The sequence below is a fragment of the Natrarchaeobaculum aegyptiacum genome (assembly GCF_002156705.1).
Lineage (GTDB): Archaea > Halobacteriota > Halobacteria > Halobacteriales > Natrialbaceae > Natrarchaeobaculum > Natrarchaeobaculum aegyptiacum.
In genome coordinates this window covers 1,230,381-1,246,609 of sequence record NZ_CP019893.1, presented here as the reverse complement: position 1 = coordinate 1,246,609, position 16,229 = coordinate 1,230,381, and the positions used below count along the sequence as shown (strand labels likewise).

Sequence of the window (16,229 nt, the reverse complement as noted above, 5' to 3'; positions counted from 1 at the left end):
GGTATCGTCAGAAGTAGCCGGGAGAACGACAGCCAGTCGCTATAGTAACAACTCCAACGATTCACACACTGATCGCCGGTCCGTCTGGCGATCAGGTGTACACTGACGTGCAGTGGCTACTATAGCAGTAGCGGTCGGTGAACACGTGCCCGGTCGGCAACGCCGACCGGATCGAACGCGATCAAAACGTCTCTTCGATGATCTCGCCGACGGCGAAGTTCGACTTGACCTCGGTCACTTCGATCTTGACGCGTTCGCCGACGTCGGCACCCGGGACGATGATGACGTAGCCGCGTTCGACGCGAGCGATGCCATCGCCCTGCTTGCCGATGTCTTCGATCTCGACGTAGCGCGTCTCGCCGACGTCGACCGGCGGCTGTGGCTCCGACGGAACCTGACTCGAGTTCTCGTTCGCGTCGGACGCCTCCGCTGCCTCGGCACGCGAGATGAGTGCGACGCGGTAGACCTCGCCGGCCTCGACGTCACCGGTCTCGACTTCCTGCCGTGGTACTTCGATGACGTATCGATCCTCCTCGGTCGAAACCTCCGTACTGAACAGACACAGGAGTTTTTCAGATATCTCCACAGGTAGACCCTCACGTCGACCTCTGACGCTCATTCGTATTAGAACTACCGACGAATCTGCCGGAACGACCGGTCTCGGGTGCTTTCGCGGTCGGCTCTCTCGTGTGCTGGGCAGGAAATTTGGGTCCCGATTCGATAGGCGGACGACCGGTCGACGGGCTGTCCACTTCGACGATCGATCAGCTTTCCGATCAGTCTGCGGAGCCGGACGGTCGGGTCGTGACGAACGTCGAGAGGTCGACGTCGGTCTCGGTCTCGAGGTCGGCCGCTGCGAGGCTATCGTAGGGGCGATTGACGACGAGGTCGCCGGCGGTCCGGTCGCCGACGCCGGGGATGGTGGTGAGTTCGTCCATCGAGGCCTCGTTGAGGTCGAGCGGATAGGGGACTCCCGTTACGGAGCGGTAGCCGTGGTCGACGATGGCCACGTCGATCGTCTGTCCGAGGTCGCGCTCGCCGGGAATGCCAACCAGCAGCGGGTACGTTCCAAGCTGGCGGCCGAACGTCTTCCCGTCCTGATGGTACTCGAGGTGGACGTCCGACAGGACGGTTCCGGGCGGCGCAACGCGGGCGAGCATCGGCTGGTCGATTTCCTCGCGAACCTGGCGCTTGTACCGTTTGAAGAGCTTCTTGTGGTCGTTGGCGATTTCGGCCCCCGTGTCGCTCATGTCGGTGCCGGCGAAGGCCATCACCTGCCGGATGTTGATCCGGCGGAGCATGTAGCCCTCGTCGTAGACCCGTCGGAGGAACTCGAGGTTGCGCTCGTAGGTCTCCTCGCGCTCTCCCTTGAGGCCGTGTAAGAGGTTGATGCCGGGCAGGAGCTTGGGGAGTCGTGGCGGGTCTTCGTCCGTCCCCGCTGGTGGGTCGCCTGCGCGGTCGGCAGAACTCGGATCTCCCGGCTCGCCCGGTCGCCACCCCGCCTCCTCGTTGACGATCCGGACGGCTTCGAAACACTCCTCGGCACTGACGTTCAGGTTGTTCTCCTCCTGGACGACGGGGTCGGCCGACTCGAGGCCGAACGCCGCGGTATCGCCGGGCGTGTTGTGCTCGGCGATGATCCGGATTGCCTCCCTCGACTTCTCGGGCCACTCGACGACAGTGATCGGATTCATGTTGTCGAGGTGGAGCGTTTCGAGGTCGGGTGCGACCTCGCGGATGCCGCCGTACAGTTCCCGGAGGGCGTCGGGGTTCGGGGCCTCGCCATCGCCGCCGTAGGCGAGGATGTCGGCCTGTCGGCCGATCCGGAAGTGTTTGACGCCGTGATCGGAGAGGGCGTCGACCTCCGCGACGACGGTTTCTGGCGGTCGGAACGACGGATTGCCGTACAGCGGTTCGGTGCAAAACGAACACCGGTAAGCACAGCCTCGCGAGGTCTCGAGTTCGGCGATGAGGTACTCCGGGTGATTCGGGTGCTGTTCGACGATGAACGCCCCGTTCCGGGCCCAGCGGGTGACCTCCTCGACGTCGCGCATCCGGTTGTTGAAGCCCTCGAGGCCGCTCTCGACCAGGTCGTAGACGGCGGCCTCGACGTCGCCTTTGGCGACGAAGTCGAAGTCCAGGTCCTGGCGCTCCGTTTCGGTCGCACCGGCGTTCTCGTCGCCGACCCCGAACTTCACGGGGCCGCCCATCAGGCTCGTCCCGCTCGCCGTCCAGGCCAGTTTGCGGACCTCGTCGGGTTCGGCGGGCGTCCCGCCGACGTACTTGCCGGGGACGGTCATCCCGCCGAGGTAGATCGTCAGGTCGGCCTCGTCGACGTCGCGCCAGCGGTCGGGTTCCTCACGGAGGCCGTCGATCGTGTGGTACGTAATTCCCTCGCGAGGGACGCCCGCGTCGACGAGTGCACCCGCGGTGTAGCGTGGGTACGTCGAGACGTACGGCGGCACCCCGAAGTGGGCGGGTTCGTCGACGTAGCCGTCGACGATCGTCACCGACAGCGTTTCGGGGTCAGTCATGCCCGCTGGTAGCGCCTCGAGCGGTAAAACGGTGACTACACGCGGACGAGTGTACCACCAGACTGGCCATCCCGGCGTCGACTCGCGGTTCGAGGGGGCTGGCAGGTACCGGTGTGACGGCTCCGACAGCATGACATTCGTCAACAACAAACACTATGTGAATTGATACTCTACATTCGTGTGGAATTATCGACCATGGGACCACTCGAGAACAGAACGGCCGTGGACGACGGGAGGAACCGGGGGATCGACCGACGCTGCTGGCGACTCACCAGTACCCGCCGATCGCTCGGAGGTGGGCGGCAGTGATCGACGTCTCGACGATCTACTTCGTCTCGAGTCTCGCACTCGGTGTCGCGGCCGTGGCCTTCGCCGCGATGGCGTCCCGGTTACCGGCCGTGCACCGCCGGTATGGGCTCGTGACCGTCGTCGCGACCGGGAGCATGGCGCTCGCGTATCTGGCGATGGCCGGGGACGTGCTGGCCGTCGAGACGACCGGCCGGGACCAGTCGCTCGCTCGGTTCCTCGGGTACACCGTCGCCTTCGGCGGCATCTGTTACCTCATCGGTGTCGTCTCTGGCTGTGGTCGTCGGCGGACCCTGTTGCTGTTCGGATTCACCGCAGTGAACCTGTGGGTATCGCTCGCGAGCTGGCTCCTCGAGGGCATCCTCGAGACCGTCGCCACGGCCGTCATCTTCGGGGGATTGCTGGGCGTCGTCTACCTCCTCTTCGGTCCTATCCAGCGTGCGGCCGCTGCCCGTCACGGTGATCGGGCGCTCCTCTACGGCAAGCTCAAGTACCTGCTGGTGCTCGGCTGGGCCATCCTCGTGACCCTCAGCGTCGCCTCCGAACAGAACCTCGCACTGCTCGATACGTTCGCCGGACAGCTCGTCGCGTCGTACGCGGACGTGATTATCTTCCTCGGATTCGGCGGGTTCGTCCTCAGAAACGCGACCGCGTTCGACGCGGTGACCGCCGAGTCGTCACCCTCGAGCGACGATCACGCGGCTGTGACCCGCCGACCCACCCAGTGATCGGCCCGTCGGCAATCAACTCATAGCCTTGATGTGTCGAGCACGCGTCTATCTGCCCATGCCACCGACCGAAGAGATCGTCTGTACGGACGACGACTGCTTCCTCGACCTGTTCGAGAACCACTATACCTACGACGTCCCCGAGGACTTCGACGTCTCGGAACTGTCGTGTCCCGTCTGTCGCGGGACAGACTGCCTCGAGCCCGTCGAACTGTGAGCGCGTGAGTCAGCCGACCACCGCAACCCGAACGCTTTTGCTGGCCGCTGACTGACTAGTCAGTCAAATGCGTCCGAACCGGCTCGATCGCCGGCGGTTGCCACTCGAGAGTGGCGAGGCCGACCCCGGCGGTCGGGTGAGCGACCGGCCTCTGTCGACCAGCCGAACCCAGCGGCCGACTCGAAGACGTCGAGGCCACCGTGGTCTCGGTGATCCGACGTCGTGAGCGCCGACAGCAGCCGGCGACTCGTCGTCGGTGCGGTCATCCTCAGTACGTTCTTCGTCGGCTTTGGCGGTGGTGTGATCTTTCCGATCCTGCCAAACCTCGGCGCCGTGCTCGGCATTTCTCCGCTGCTCGTGGGAATAATCCTGAGTGCGAACCGGTTCTCCCGGCTCCTCGCCAACGCGCCTGCGGGCGTACTGGTCGATCGCATCGGAACTCGCACGCCGTTCGTCGTCGGGATGCTCATCCAGGCGATCGCGACCTTCGGCTACGTCGTCGCGATGGTCGCCGCCCACCCCGACCTCTGGTTCCTGCCGGACGTTCCCGAGGCGTGGTTCCTCGGCTCGCGGATCGGCTGGGGGGTCGGCAGCGCCGCCGTGTTCGCGACGGCCTACACCATCGCCGCCGACGTCAGCGACGACGATTCCCGCGGTGCCAGCATGGGGCTGATTCGCGGCGGCGTCCTCTTCGGGTTTCCGAGCGGCGTCGTGATCGGCGGCGTGATCAGCGAACTCGCCGGCGAGGTGCCGGCGTTCGCCGTCGCGACCCTGTTCGCGATCATCGCGACGGTCGTCGCCTACGCGACGATTCCCGAAACCCACGTCGAAGGCGACGAACACCGATCGGTCGCCGCGTGGGACATCGACGTCAGCGTTCCCTCGCTCACCGTCGGCCTGGTGAACTTCGCCGTCCTGTTTGCCTACATCGGCGCGCTGTTCGCGACGCTCGTGCTCTTTCTGGACGCAAACGAGCTGGGCGTCTTCGGGTTCGACGCACAGGGCTCCTCTGGGATCTTCATGGCCGTCACCGTCGTCGCCGCGGGGATCTTCATGTTTCTCGGCGGCTGGGTCACCGACCGCACCGGCTCGAGGGTTCCCACGCTGGTTACCTTCCTCTCGATATCGTTCGTCGGGTTCGTCCTGCTGGCGATGGCCGACTCGATCGCGACGCTGACCGTCGCCTGTCTGTTCATCGGCGCAGGACAGGGCGGGACGAGTGGCCCGCTGATGGCCCTGCTGGCGGATCTGACGCCCGAGGAACGGATGGGTCGGGCCGTGGGGACGAACAACGTTCTCGGCGACGTCGGCGGTGGCCTCGGCCCGATCGTCTCCCTGCCGCTGATCGAGGTGATGGGGTTCTGGCCGGTCTACCTCGCGTGTGCAGTCCTCCCGATCCTCGCCGGTGCCGTCTTGCTCGCCGGTCTCCACCACGAAACCGGGCAGTTCACGCCGACCGTCGACACGTCGACCGACGCTCGAGCGGCCGAATCGGCGTCCGGCTGCGAAACTGGGTCGCGACCGGCAGACGGCGGCGACTGATCATCGTCGGCTCTTCATCTGCTTGGACCAGCTTTCGCGGCCATCTGGGTCGGCACGAAGAAGATGCTCATCCCCACGGCCGTCCCGATCAGGAGTGCGGTTGCCGCAAACGGTCCCACCTGTTCGTTGATTTGTTTAAAATCGCACCCTGACACGGTTTTCACAGGCCCTTTGTTGCGTGCGTGGTAACATATATGCATATTATACTCGATTTCCGTCGTTTACCCGACCGGAAGGCCGGCCGGGTATCGTCGATTTCGACGGGTTGCGCTACTCGTCGGCTCCCTCTCCATCAGAACCAGCCATCCAGCGGACGGTCCGCTCGAGGTGATCCCGGAGGGTACGCGCTTCCGCTGGCGTCAGCGTCACGTCGGCGTGCCCGGTCGCGTGATCGCCCGCCATCGCGTCGATGCTCAACACGATCCGATCGCCGTCGTCGGCCACCGGTCGGACCGCCACGTCGGCCCGGTCCGGATAGTCGCGTGGCGGCCCCATCTCGAGGTCCGTCTCGCCGCGCGTGACGCCGATCTCGACTCGCTCGGTGCACTCGAGATCGAGGGAGTCGGTCGGATCGTCGATCGAAGCTGCATCGTCGGCCGTGGTATCTTCTTCCATAATCGGACGTTCGAGCGCTGCCCCCTTGGGTATGTTCCCGACGTACGGCGGCTTCAAGCCTGTCGGAACTAGTGGCTGCCCTTTTGGGCTCGCGTTCACTCGTCTCGAATATGTCGAACCCCCCTCCACCACCGACGCCGCCGACGCCGTCGATCGGTCCCGACGCGACCTCGCCTGCATCGTCGACTCCCTCGTCCCCGCCACCTTCCGGCCCGCAGGCAGGTCGCGTCCTCGCGACGACTGGCCAACTGACGAGCGCCCTCGAGGACGTCGGTCTCTCGACCGACGAGGCTACCCTCGAGTCGCTCCTGCTCGCGGCCGATCGACGGGGCTACCTCGAGTGGACGGCGCTCACGCGGTCCGGGGAGTACGTCTGGGATCTCACCGACGCTCCCGATCGGCTCGCAGACGCCATCGCGTCGGCGCTCCTCGAGTGGCTGGCAACCCGACTCGGACTCGACGGCGGGCTCGAGCGAGCCGACTGATACGGATTCCTGTCGCGACGTCCCGGTGCGACCGCGGCCCGGGTCGCGGTTGCGCCTAGTGGCGGTCCACGCCTGAACTGCTATAGTAACAACTGCAACGATTCACACACTGATCGCCGATCCGTCTGACGATCAGGTGTGCACTGACGTGCAGTGGCTACTATCGGTCGAACCGATCGGCGTCAGTCGGATCGACCTATCAGTCGACGCCTGGAACGGTACTAGACTGACGGACAGTAACCCGTATGGATCTCCGTCGCGCCGTCCTCGAGTGGCCGGCCGATCGCGACGCTGTCTCCGATCGAGAACGTGGTTATTTTTGGTGACCCACGAGAACCCTCCGACATGGTTGTCACGACTGAGGAGATCGAGACTATCGCAGTGATCGGCTCCGGACAGATGGGCCGTGGGATCGCCGCCGTGGCCGCGCTCGCAGGCTACGAGACCTACGTCAACGACATCGACGCCGAGCAACTCGAGGAGGCTCGCGGCGAGATCGAGTGGTCCTACGAGAAGACCGCCGAGAAAGGCGGAGCCACGGAGGAAGACGTCGAGGCCGCACTCGACCGGCTGACGTTCACGACCGATCAGGAGGAGGCCGTCTCCGGCGCACAGTTCGTCACCGAGGCTGCGGTCGAACAGCAGTCGGTCAAAGAGGACATCTTTCAGGATCTGGACGAGATCGCCCCCGAGGACGCCATCCTCGCGACGAACACCTCCGGGCTAAACATCACCCAGCTTGCGGAATCGACCAGCCGGCCGAGTCAGGTGCTCGGCACCCACTGGTTCAACCCGCCGATGCTGATGGACCTCGTCGAGGTCATCATGACCGAACACACCCCCGACGAGGTCGCCGACACCGCCGAGGAACTCATCGAGTCGTTCGACAAGACGCCGATCCGCTGCAAGATCGACATCCCTTCGTTCATCGTCAACCGGCTCATGCGTCCCTACGGCGAGGGCCCTGCATGGATGGTCTACCGCGGCGAACACTCGATCGAGGAGATCGACTCCGCGATGAAATACAGGGAGGGCTTCCCGATGGGCCCGTTCGAACTCGCCGACTACACCGGTGCTATCCAGCTGCGCGTCGAGGGCGAACAGGACCACCTCGAAGACACCCGGCCGATGTCCTACGAGACCGAGGTCTGTCCGATCCTCAAACAGCTCTACGAGAAGGGTCGCTACGGGCAGAAAGCCGGCGCAGGCTACTACGATTACAGCGAGCAGGACTCCCCGGCAATCTCCGTCGACGCCGGCCAGGGCTTCGACACGCTGCTCGTCTGGGCCCCGATCGTCAACGAGGCCGCGAAGATGGTCGAAAACGACGTCGCCAGCGTCGAGGACGTCGACACCGGCGCGAAACTCGGCGGCAACTGGCCGATGGGTCCCCTCGAGAAGGCAGACGAGGTCGGTGCAGACGTCATCCTCGAGAAATTGACCGAGGTCGCCAGTCGCCACGAGGACACGAACAAGCTCGCCGAGACGCTCCCGTGTGATCTGCTGGTCGAGAAGGCCAAGGCCGGCGAGACGTTCTACTGAGGCTTCGCGACCGGTTCCCACGGGAGCGGTCGAGGACCCGCTGTCGCCCGTATCGAAGCCGTTTTCCCCGGTGCTGCCGTTCGATCCCGTATGAACGGCGACTCTGACATGACCCTCGCGTTCGAACTCGAGGCGCTGAAACGGCTCGCCTCGCCCGAGCGCGTGTTCGAGGACGCGAGAGGCTGGACCGAGTACATCGGCGTCGTCTCGGAGAAACCCACCTACGTCGTGACGAACTTCACCCGCAAGAACCGCATTCGTCAGGACTTCTTCTCCGGCCCACGCGGGAAAGCAGAGAGTCTCGAGGGCGTCAAAGACCAGTTCCAGACCGGCCGCTACGTCTACATCGGCGCCGACGACGAAGACGAGGAACTCGCCGAGGAAGTCGGCTGGGAGTATCTGGACGTCGAAGACGCCGCCGAGGCCGCAGACTGGATCCTCGCGGCCACCATGGACGAGGAGGACGACGACGCCGGCGACGTCCGTGACGACTGGCCCTGACCGGCGAGTCGGTGGCTGGTCGAGCAGTGGACGACTCCAGTACCGGCTAGATCGGCCGCGCTCCCTCCCTTTTATTCACTTCCCGTCCTGACCTCGCGTATGCGACTCGCACTACTTGGCGGCACTGGCGACATCGGCGAAGGACTGGCGCTCCGATTTGCACGCGATACGGACCACGAGATCCTGATCGGTTCGCGCGACCCTGAGAAAGCCCGCGACGCCGTCGCCGACTACGAGGACGACCTCGAAGCCCGCGGTCTCGAGGCCGACGTCAAGGGCTTCGCGAACGAGATGGCCGCAGACCGGGCCGATGTCGTGATCCTCTCGGTCCCGCCGTATCACGTCGCCGATACCGTGGAGGCCGTCGAAGACGAACTCGACGAGGAGACGATCCTCGTCACCCCCGCCGTCGGAATGAAAGGCGACGAAGACGGGATGCACTATCACCCGCCGGGCGTCGGCAGCGTGAGCGAACTCGTCGCCGAGCAGGCTCCCGACGAGGTGCCCGTCGTCGGTGCATACCACAACCTCGCGGCCGGCAAACTCGCCGACCTCGATCTCGAGTTCGACCTCGACACGCTCGTGGTCGGTGACGACGGGGATGCCAAAAAGCGGATCCTCGACCTCTCGAACGAGATCGAGGGCCTGCGCGCGCTCGACGCCGGCCCGCTCGCGAACGCCGCCGAGGCCGAGAGCGTCACGCCGCTGGTGATCAACATCGCGAAGTACAACGACGACATGCACGACGTCGGCGTCAAGTGGATCTGACGGCGGCGACGCGAGCGAACCGCTCTTCTCGAGTCAGTCGTTTGCGGTCTCGAATCCACGGAGGACGCCCTGTCCGTCGGTGGGGCCGACGTCGGGGAGCGTGACGCGTTCGGGGTGGGGCATCAGGACGGCGACGGTGTCGCGCTCGCCGACGACGCCCGCGACGTTGTGCTTCGAACCGTTCGGATTGACGTCGGGGCTCGTCTCGCCCTCGGCGTCGCAGTACCGGAACAGGATTCGATCCTCGTCCTCGAGTTCCCCGAGGCGCTCGTCGTCGACCTCGTAGCGGCCTTCACCGTGGGCGATAGGAACCTGAATGACCTCGCCTTCCTCGTAGGCCTCGGTCCACGGGGTGTCGTCGCGTTCGACCCGCAGGTAGACGTGTTCACACTGGAAGCGGGCGCTCTCGTTGGTGGTGAACGCGCCCTCGGTGAGGCCGGATTCACAGCCGATCTGTGCGCCGTTGCAGATGCCGAGGACGGGAACGCCGTCGGCGGCGGCCTCGCGGACCTCGTCCATGATGGGCGAGCGAGCGGCCATCGCGCCCGCACGGAGGTAGTCCCCGTAGGAGAAGCCGCCGGGGAGGACGATTCCGGTCGTCGCTGCCGGGAGGCCGTCTTCGTGCCAGACGATTTCGGCGTCGATCCCGAGGTGGCCGAGTGCGCGTTCGGCGTCGCGGTCGCAGTTCGAACCGCCGAAGCGTATGATCGAAACCGTCACAGTCGCCACCCCGTGGTGTTTCGGCCGACGGTTTCGATCGGTGTGTGAGAGACGGTCATCTACCGTTCGTCGACCTCCACGTCGTAGTCGTGGATGGTCGGGTTCGCCAGCAGCCGTTCTGCCATCTCGTCTGCACGCTCGCGGGCGTCGTCGGCGTCGTCGGCCTCGAGGTCGACCTCGAACCGATCGGCCGAGCGCAGGTCCTCGAGTTCGAAGCCAAGCCGCTCGAGCGCCTGCTTGGTCGTCTCGGCCTCGGGGTCGAGGACGCCGTGTTTGAGTCGAACCGTCACCGTCGCGGTGTAGGCGGTCATCACCTGAAACCCCGTATCCGTGCTCAAAAACGCTTTCGCCTTGTCCGCGTAGTACACGTTCGTGGATACTCGACCCGTCGATCACGTGCTCGTCCGCCAGCGTGGCTCGCAGGCGTCGCCCGTTGGTACTGGTGGCGGTCCACGCCTGAACTGCTGGGTCGAACCCGTCGCCACGGGCCGGTTCGACCTGCAGTCAACGCCTGGAACGGTACTACGGCAACAGTCCGGTTAGCGCCGATCGAATGCGGTACCCGAGCGACCCGTTCTGGTAGCCCCGCCAGCGGCGCATTCCACCGGCGAGCGTCGTGGCCTCGTAGCCTTCCTCCTCGAGCACGGCGGTCGCCTTCCGGGCGACGATCCCCGCCTTGCAGACCGTGACGACCTCCTTCCCGTTCGGCACGTCCTCGATCGCCGCGCGGAGGTCGGCGTCGTCACCGGACCGGAGGTCACCGTACACCGGAACGTTGTGACTGCCGGGGACGTGCTCGCGCTGGTAGCCCGCACGCGGACGGATGTCGAGGACGTACGGCGGGTCCTCACCCTCGAGTCGGGCCTCGAGTTCGGGGGGACTGATCTTGCTCATATGGTCCACTACTCTACACGAGTACAAAACGTGGGCGGAATCGGTCGACTGCGACACCGGCGATGGGTTGATGGCGGAGCTCAGGGGATCAGACGTCCGCTCGAGCACGCCTGACGCCGACGAAGAGGACGGCAGACAGCAGGCCGACGGCGGCGGTGACCACGAACGGGATCTCGTAGTTCCCGAACGTGTCGAGACCCTGGCCGACCGCGTAGGGGACGGAGACGCCGGCGACTGCGAACCCGATGCAGGTGATCCCGAAGAGGGTGCTCAGGTCGCCCGTCCCGAAGAGGTTCGCGACGAGCGGCGACATGAGCGCGGCGATCCCACCGTAGCCGAAGCCGAAGACGGCCGAGAGGACGAGGACGGTCGTCGGGGTTGGCACTGCGACGAGCAACAGCGTCGGGACGCACATCAACACGACGCAGGTGGCCATCATCCAGTCGGTGCCGATCCGGTCGGCGGCCCAGCCAGCGGTGAACTTCGCGACGACGTTCATTCCGCCGACGATACTGACGGCGATGACGCCGATCTGTCGGCTCACGCCCGCGGCTTCGGTGAAGTCGACGAGGTAGACGAGGATCGCGTTCGCCGGGACGAACGCCAGCAAGAGCGCGGCGAACACGAGCGCGAACAGCGGCGTCCAGACGGCCTCGAGTGCCTTCTGGAGCTGTCTTCGAACGGAGGCGGGGTGGCCGCCGTCGAGTACGCTCGGTGCCGTTTCGAACTCGTCGCCGGTGTCGACGCCGAGTTCCTGCGGTCGGTTCGCGAGCAGGGCCATCGCGACGGCGATGGCGACGAGGAACAGGCCGGCGAGGACGAGGTAGGTCGGTTGCCAGCCGAGTCGAGCGATGAGGACCTCGACGAACGGCGGCATGGCGACGATACCGACACCCCAGCCCGAGACGGCGACCCCGGTCGCGAGGGCACGGCGACGCTCGAACCACCGTGGCGTCGTCGTGTACGCGACCACGAACGTGATACCCATGCCCGCCGCGGCGACGACGCTGTAGGAGAGGAGCACCCACGCGAACGACGGCGACTGGCTCGCCCCGACGAGTCCGACGGTAATCAAGACGGCGGCGACGACGAGCAACCGCCCTAACCCGTAGCGGTCGACCGCGAACCCGAGGACGGCGGCACCGCTGAAAGTGACGAACGACTGGACGCTGAAGACGAGCGATGCGTTCGCGTACGACTGGTCGAACGTCTCGAGCACCGGTCCGAGGAAGACGCTGAACGAGAACATCGTGCCGGCGGTCATCAGCGACAGCGCGAAACAGCCGACGACGACGAACCACCCGTAGTATCGGTCGGCCTCGAGCAGGCGGGCCTGAACGCGGTTGGGGTCCGGTGGCACACCGCGATGTTTCTGCCGTTCGTCGATAACCGTGCAGGTTCCGTACGGTTTTGCCCGTTCCGCCCGCGGTCCAGGTCACCGCTCGGACGGACTGCTGGACCGATGTACCGGGAGTGTGCCCCGGGTGGCGGTCCCACCGGAACTGACGGATATGGCCCGTCTCAGTCGGCGGTCACGAGGGTGCGAGTATCGATCGCACGAACGATTCGATCACCGGCACGGCGCGCACCGACGACGGTCCCGGCGAGCGGCCCGGCGGTGCCGCGGGCCAGCCCACCGGAGACGTACAGCTCCCGCGCGTCGCCGTCGGTCCCCAGCCACGCGAGGGTCTCGTCCTCGAGCACCGGCATCCCGCGATAGCCTCGCTCGAGGTCACAGGCTGCTGCCACTCGTTCGACGAACGGGTGTTCGGTGACGGGCTCGAATCCGGTCGCCAGCGCCACGCGGTCGGCGGTGAGACAGCCACCGTCTGCGAGCAGGAGTCGTACGCGACCGTCGACGCGTCGGGCGGACCGGACGTCGCCGATCCGGTGGGTCATCGTGCCGTCGTCGACGAGCGACTCGAGGCGCTCGGACAGCCGTGGGGGAATCGTCCCGGCGTTGTGGGCGTCCTCGACGACCTCGAATCGCCGCTTCGACCCCGGTGGATGCCGGTGGAGGTGGCGACTGACGTGGCCCCAGTTGATCCACCGCGGGTCGGCCTCGGCGGTCGCGACTGCGGGGTCGTCTCTCGAGAGCAACGTGACGGATTCGTGCTCGGCCAGGCAGGTCGCGAGCTGGACGGCGGTGATGCCGCCGCCGACGACGACGGTCTCGCGGTCGTCCTCGGTCCTGCCCTGGGCCTCGTTCACGTCTTCGCCCTCGCTCCAGTCGTCGTCCCCGTCTCCGTTCCTGTTGTCGTCTTCACTCTCTCCGTCCGTACGGGAATCGAACTCGTCGTCCCAGACGTGCGTGACTCCCTCGACGCCCTCGGCCCACGACGGTCGACGATACCGGCCGCCGTGGCCGATGGCGAGGACGACCCGGCGTGTTGCGAGCGATTCGCCGGCGTCTGTCTCGAGGACGAACCCCGTCTGCCCGTCGCCCCGGGGCTGGATACCCGTGACGGCAGCCTGCCGGTGGAGGGCGGCGAGATCGCGGCGCTCGATCACGTCGTCGGCGTAGTCGAGAAAGAGTGCGAGCGACGGTCGCGGTGGGTATTCCCGGGTCGGCAGGAGCTCGTCTTCCCGTCCACGGGCCTCGGCGAAGTCCTCGAGACCGAACGGTTCGGTGCCGACGTGGTGGACGAACGTCGAGCGCATCGCCTCCATCTCACAGGCCGCTGCCTTTCGCCGGAAGGACGCGAGCAGTCGCTCGTTCGGGTCGAGGATCCGGATATCGGATCGGTCGAACCGGGTCTCCTGGAGGAGCCGCTGTGCGAGAACCGTTCCGTGGATGCCACCGCCGACGAGTGCGCACTCGAGCATGGATCGTTGTCCGACGATAGACGGTGCTATTACTTTACCCCTTCTAGTTAATAATCGTGGCTAGCTTGTATTGGCTGGATATTATGGTACGGCCGCCGCCCTCGGTCCGCACGCGCACCTGCGTGTGACCCGACCAGACTGGTACTCTGGGCTCACTGAGGCAGCTCACTGGCGGTCGCCGTGTGAACAACTGATAAGCGTACGGAGGCAAAGCTATCGGAACGAAGTGTTATCGCAGTGACTTTTTGTGCGTGTGAGGTGACTGTCGACGTATGACCGATGAGGAGGGGGTCAGACCGGTTATCCACGTCTCGACGACCGCGATCGTGGTGATCGTCCTCGCGGCCCTCGTGGCGACGGTCGCGCTGGCCTGGATCAACACCGGCATCGCGATCATGCTGGCGATCTTCCTGCTCATCTTCGGAACCGAGTTCGCTGAGCGCGTGACGACCGACCTCGAGGCCAGCGACGTCGCCGAGTACGTCACGGCCGATCCCCCGGGAGGGAGAGCCGACGGCCGAACCGAGGCCCTCGAGATTCTCCGCCAGCGCTACGCCGCCGGCGAACTGACCGATCTCGAGTTCGAGCGCAAACTCGAGACGCTGGTTGCGACCGAGCGGGTCGAGGACGTCGAACGGTACGTCGGCGAGATCCGTGATCGGAGGGGAGAGCCCGTCGAACGCGAGGCCAGCCGGGATCCGGAGCTCGACCGGCGCTAGGAGCTCAGAACAGCAGCGTCCCGGTCCAGGCGATAGCCAGTGCGAACCCCACTGCCGCCAGAGCCTGCCGGCCGAGCATCGACGCGACGAACCGCCAGGAGACTTCTCGAGCCACCGTAACCGCGGTCACCAGACAGGGGAGGACGACGCCGGCGAGGTAGACTGCTACCAGCACCTGGACTGGTGAGAGGGTAGCGACGCCCGCGGTCTCGGCCGTCAGGAGCGCGATCCCGTCCTTGCGGATCGCCGCGAGGACGATCGGAAGTGTGGCCTCTGCCGGCAGCGCGAACGCACCCATGGCCGGCGCAAGCACGACGCCGAGCCGGGAGAGCGCGCCGACGTACTCGAGCACCGCGGCGACGACGCAGATGCCCGCGAAGACCGGCAGGGCCGTGGTCACGAAACTGGCGAGCGAGGTGCGGGCCTCCCGCCAGATCGCTCGCGGACGGGGCCACTCGAGGTAGGTCCGGCGGTCCACTGCGAGGCCGGTCGTTCGGGCCGTCGGTGGAGCGATCAGGCGGACGTACACCAGCGTCGTCGCGGCGAGGATCGCGAGGTACGGGCCGACGAGCCACGGCATGCCGACGGCAGCGAAGACGGCCAGCGTCGCGGGGAACTGGTAGGAACAGGCCGACCCGAAGGAGATCGCCGAGATGGTCGTACAGCGGGTACAGTCCGAACAGCTCCGGGTGCTCGTCACGGCGGGGACGTTACAGCCAAAGCCCATTACGATACGGACGAGGTCCCGGCCGGTGAGGCCGATCCGGGCCATTACCGGGTGGAGTGCGACCGTGATGCGGGTCACGAGTCCGCTCGCGGTGTAGGCACCGATCACGAGTGCGAAGATCAGCATCGTCGGCAGCGCCCAGACGAACAGGAACGGTCCCATCGCGAGGAGGCCGTACTCGCCGCCGAGGATGGCCGCGAGCGGTCCGGGCAGACCTGCTGCCCACCCGACCGCGGGCTCGAGCGCCGCGCCGACGAGCGGATCGAGTCGCCCGGCGATCGTGTTCGCGAACCAGACGGCGATGGCCGCGGGGACGAGCAGGAGGAGCGCTCCCGCCACCGGACCGAGGTACGGCCGCTCGAGGATCGTTTCCGTGGCCTCGAGTTCCCATCCCGCGGTCACGTCGGTCCCGTCGGGAATCGTCCCACCGTAGCGAATCGCCGTGCGGACGCCTGCGGCATCGGCTGGCGTGACTTCGTCGACGTCGATCCCTGCGCCGCCGTCGGCCGCAACCGGCCGAAGGGACCGGGCGTCGACCGGAACGACCGGAAGCCCGAGGTCAGACTCGAGTGCGGCGATCGTCTCGCGGGCCTCCGGGCTCGCGACCTTGTCCCAGAAGGTAACGACGATCGATCCCGTTCGCCCCGCGACCAGCGCCAGGAGGTCGCGAGGTCCCGATCGAGGTCCGTCGCGGGGACGACGAGGACGACCTCGTCGGTCGGCTCGAGCGCGGCGAGGGCCCGCCGGGTCGTCTCCGTGTCGGCCTCGAGGGTGATTCCGGGGGTGTCGACGACCTCGAGGTCGTCGGTACGGTAGACCTCGCTCGAGACGGTCGTTCCCTGGACGTTCCGGTCGGTCGCGGCCGCACCGGTGAGACCGGCCGCGAGGGCCGATTTCCCGACGCTCTCTTTACCGATCAGGACGACGCGGTCTCGCTCCGGTTCCGCTCCGGTCGTGTTCCGGTCCCGACCGGTCATCGATCGGTCACCCTACGGGACGGGTCGTGGCGGTCTCTCGTCCGGGCCGGTCGACGCTGTTGCCTCTCGATGCAGTCGGCGAACGATCTGTACGTCATCGCTGGGACGTCTCGGCCATTGTTAATAAT

16 protein-coding genes and 1 pseudogene are annotated in these 16,229 nt (G+C 66.2%); 8 read left to right on the top strand and 9 right to left on the bottom strand.

What is annotated here, in order from left to right:
• Positions 1–181: 181 nt before the first annotated feature.
• The gene (locus B1756_RS06195; RefSeq protein WP_086887759.1) at positions 182–586 is read right to left on the bottom strand and encodes a TRAM domain-containing protein; all 405 of its coding nucleotides are present in this window, start codon (positions 584–586) and stop codon (positions 182–184) included.
• A gap of 190 nt (positions 587–776) precedes the next feature.
• Entirely contained in the window at positions 777–2,534 is a 1,758-nt protein-coding gene (locus tag B1756_RS06190) for a radical SAM protein (RefSeq protein WP_086887758.1), read from the bottom strand.
• Between the two features lie 305 nt (positions 2,535–2,839).
• Here B1756_RS06190 and B1756_RS06185 point away from each other — a divergent pair, with 305 nt between their 5' ends.
• From B1756_RS06185 to B1756_RS06180, 3 genes are all read left to right on the top strand, one after another.
• The gene (locus B1756_RS06185; RefSeq protein ID WP_161493152.1) at positions 2,840–3,568 is read left to right on the top strand and encodes a bacteriorhodopsin; all 729 of its coding nucleotides are present in this window, start codon (positions 2,840–2,842) and stop codon (positions 3,566–3,568) included.
• A 58-nt stretch (positions 3,569–3,626) separates the two neighbouring features.
• Positions 3,627–3,785 carry a DUF7559 family protein gene (locus tag B1756_RS19565; protein WP_186336507.1) on the top strand — a complete coding sequence of 53 codons (159 nt, stop codon included), beginning with the start codon at positions 3,627–3,629 and terminating at the stop codon, positions 3,783–3,785.
• Between the two features lie 222 nt (positions 3,786–4,007).
• Positions 4,008–5,327: an MFS transporter gene (locus tag B1756_RS06180; protein WP_086887756.1), complete on the top strand. Its 1,320-nt coding sequence runs from the start codon at positions 4,008–4,010 to the stop codon at positions 5,325–5,327.
• Positions 5,328–5,597: 270 nt separating this feature from the next.
• On the opposite strand, the gene B1756_RS06175 is transcribed toward B1756_RS06180, so the two are convergent.
• A complete protein-coding gene (locus B1756_RS06175) occupies positions 5,598–5,942 on the bottom strand; it encodes a hypothetical protein (protein ID WP_086887755.1) in 345 nt (114 codons plus the stop codon).
• A 110-nt stretch (positions 5,943–6,052) separates the two neighbouring features.
• Between B1756_RS06175 and B1756_RS06170 the strand changes: the two genes are divergently transcribed.
• From B1756_RS06170 to npdG, 4 genes are all read left to right on the top strand, one after another.
• Complete coding sequence (locus B1756_RS06170; protein ID WP_086887754.1) at positions 6,053–6,427, top strand: hypothetical protein; 375 nt, start codon at positions 6,053–6,055, stop codon at positions 6,425–6,427.
• A gap of 345 nt (positions 6,428–6,772) precedes the next feature.
• A complete protein-coding gene (locus B1756_RS06165) occupies positions 6,773–7,969 on the top strand; it encodes a 3-hydroxyacyl-CoA dehydrogenase (RefSeq protein WP_086887753.1) in 1,197 nt (398 codons plus the stop codon).
• A 90-nt stretch (positions 7,970–8,059) separates the two neighbouring features.
• Positions 8,060–8,470: a DUF7124 domain-containing protein gene (locus B1756_RS06160; RefSeq protein ID WP_086887752.1), complete on the top strand. Its 411-nt coding sequence runs from the start codon at positions 8,060–8,062 to the stop codon at positions 8,468–8,470.
• 99 nt (positions 8,471–8,569) lie between these two features.
• Entirely contained in the window at positions 8,570–9,238 is a 669-nt protein-coding gene (gene npdG / locus B1756_RS06155; protein ID WP_086887751.1) for an NADPH-dependent F420 reductase, read from the top strand.
• 33 nt (positions 9,239–9,271) lie between these two features.
• Here npdG and purQ read toward each other — a convergent pair whose 3' ends face one another.
• The 5 genes from purQ to B1756_RS06130 all read right to left on the bottom strand — a co-directional run bounded on the left by purQ (position 9,272) and on the right by B1756_RS06130 (position 13,678).
• Positions 9,272–9,958 carry a phosphoribosylformylglycinamidine synthase I gene (gene purQ / locus B1756_RS06150; protein WP_086887750.1) on the bottom strand — a complete coding sequence of 229 codons (687 nt, stop codon included), beginning with the start codon at positions 9,956–9,958 and terminating at the stop codon, positions 9,272–9,274.
• A 59-nt stretch (positions 9,959–10,017) separates the two neighbouring features.
• Positions 10,018–10,269 carry a phosphoribosylformylglycinamidine synthase subunit PurS gene (purS, locus tag B1756_RS06145; RefSeq protein WP_086890069.1) on the bottom strand — a complete coding sequence of 84 codons (252 nt, stop codon included), beginning with the start codon at positions 10,267–10,269 and terminating at the stop codon, positions 10,018–10,020.
• A 211-nt stretch (positions 10,270–10,480) separates the two neighbouring features.
• Complete coding sequence (locus B1756_RS06140) at positions 10,481–10,852, bottom strand: rhodanese-like domain-containing protein (RefSeq protein WP_086887749.1); 372 nt, start codon at positions 10,850–10,852, stop codon at positions 10,481–10,483.
• A gap of 88 nt (positions 10,853–10,940) precedes the next feature.
• Positions 10,941–12,212 carry an MFS transporter gene (locus tag B1756_RS06135; RefSeq protein ID WP_228434498.1) on the bottom strand — a complete coding sequence of 424 codons (1,272 nt, stop codon included), beginning with the start codon at positions 12,210–12,212 and terminating at the stop codon, positions 10,941–10,943.
• 161 nt (positions 12,213–12,373) lie between these two features.
• Complete coding sequence (locus B1756_RS06130; protein WP_086887748.1) at positions 12,374–13,678, bottom strand: FAD/NAD(P)-binding protein; 1,305 nt, start codon at positions 13,676–13,678, stop codon at positions 12,374–12,376.
• Between the two features lie 272 nt (positions 13,679–13,950).
• Here B1756_RS06130 and B1756_RS06125 point away from each other — a divergent pair, with 272 nt between their 5' ends.
• Entirely contained in the window at positions 13,951–14,397 is a 447-nt protein-coding gene (locus tag B1756_RS06125) for an SHOCT domain-containing protein (RefSeq protein ID WP_086887747.1), read from the top strand.
• Positions 14,398–14,401: 4 nt separating this feature from the next.
• Here B1756_RS06125 and B1756_RS06120 read toward each other — a convergent pair.
• Positions 14,402–16,101, bottom strand: a pseudogene (locus B1756_RS06120) (nucleoside recognition domain-containing protein).
• Positions 16,102–16,229: the final 128 nt, after the last annotated feature.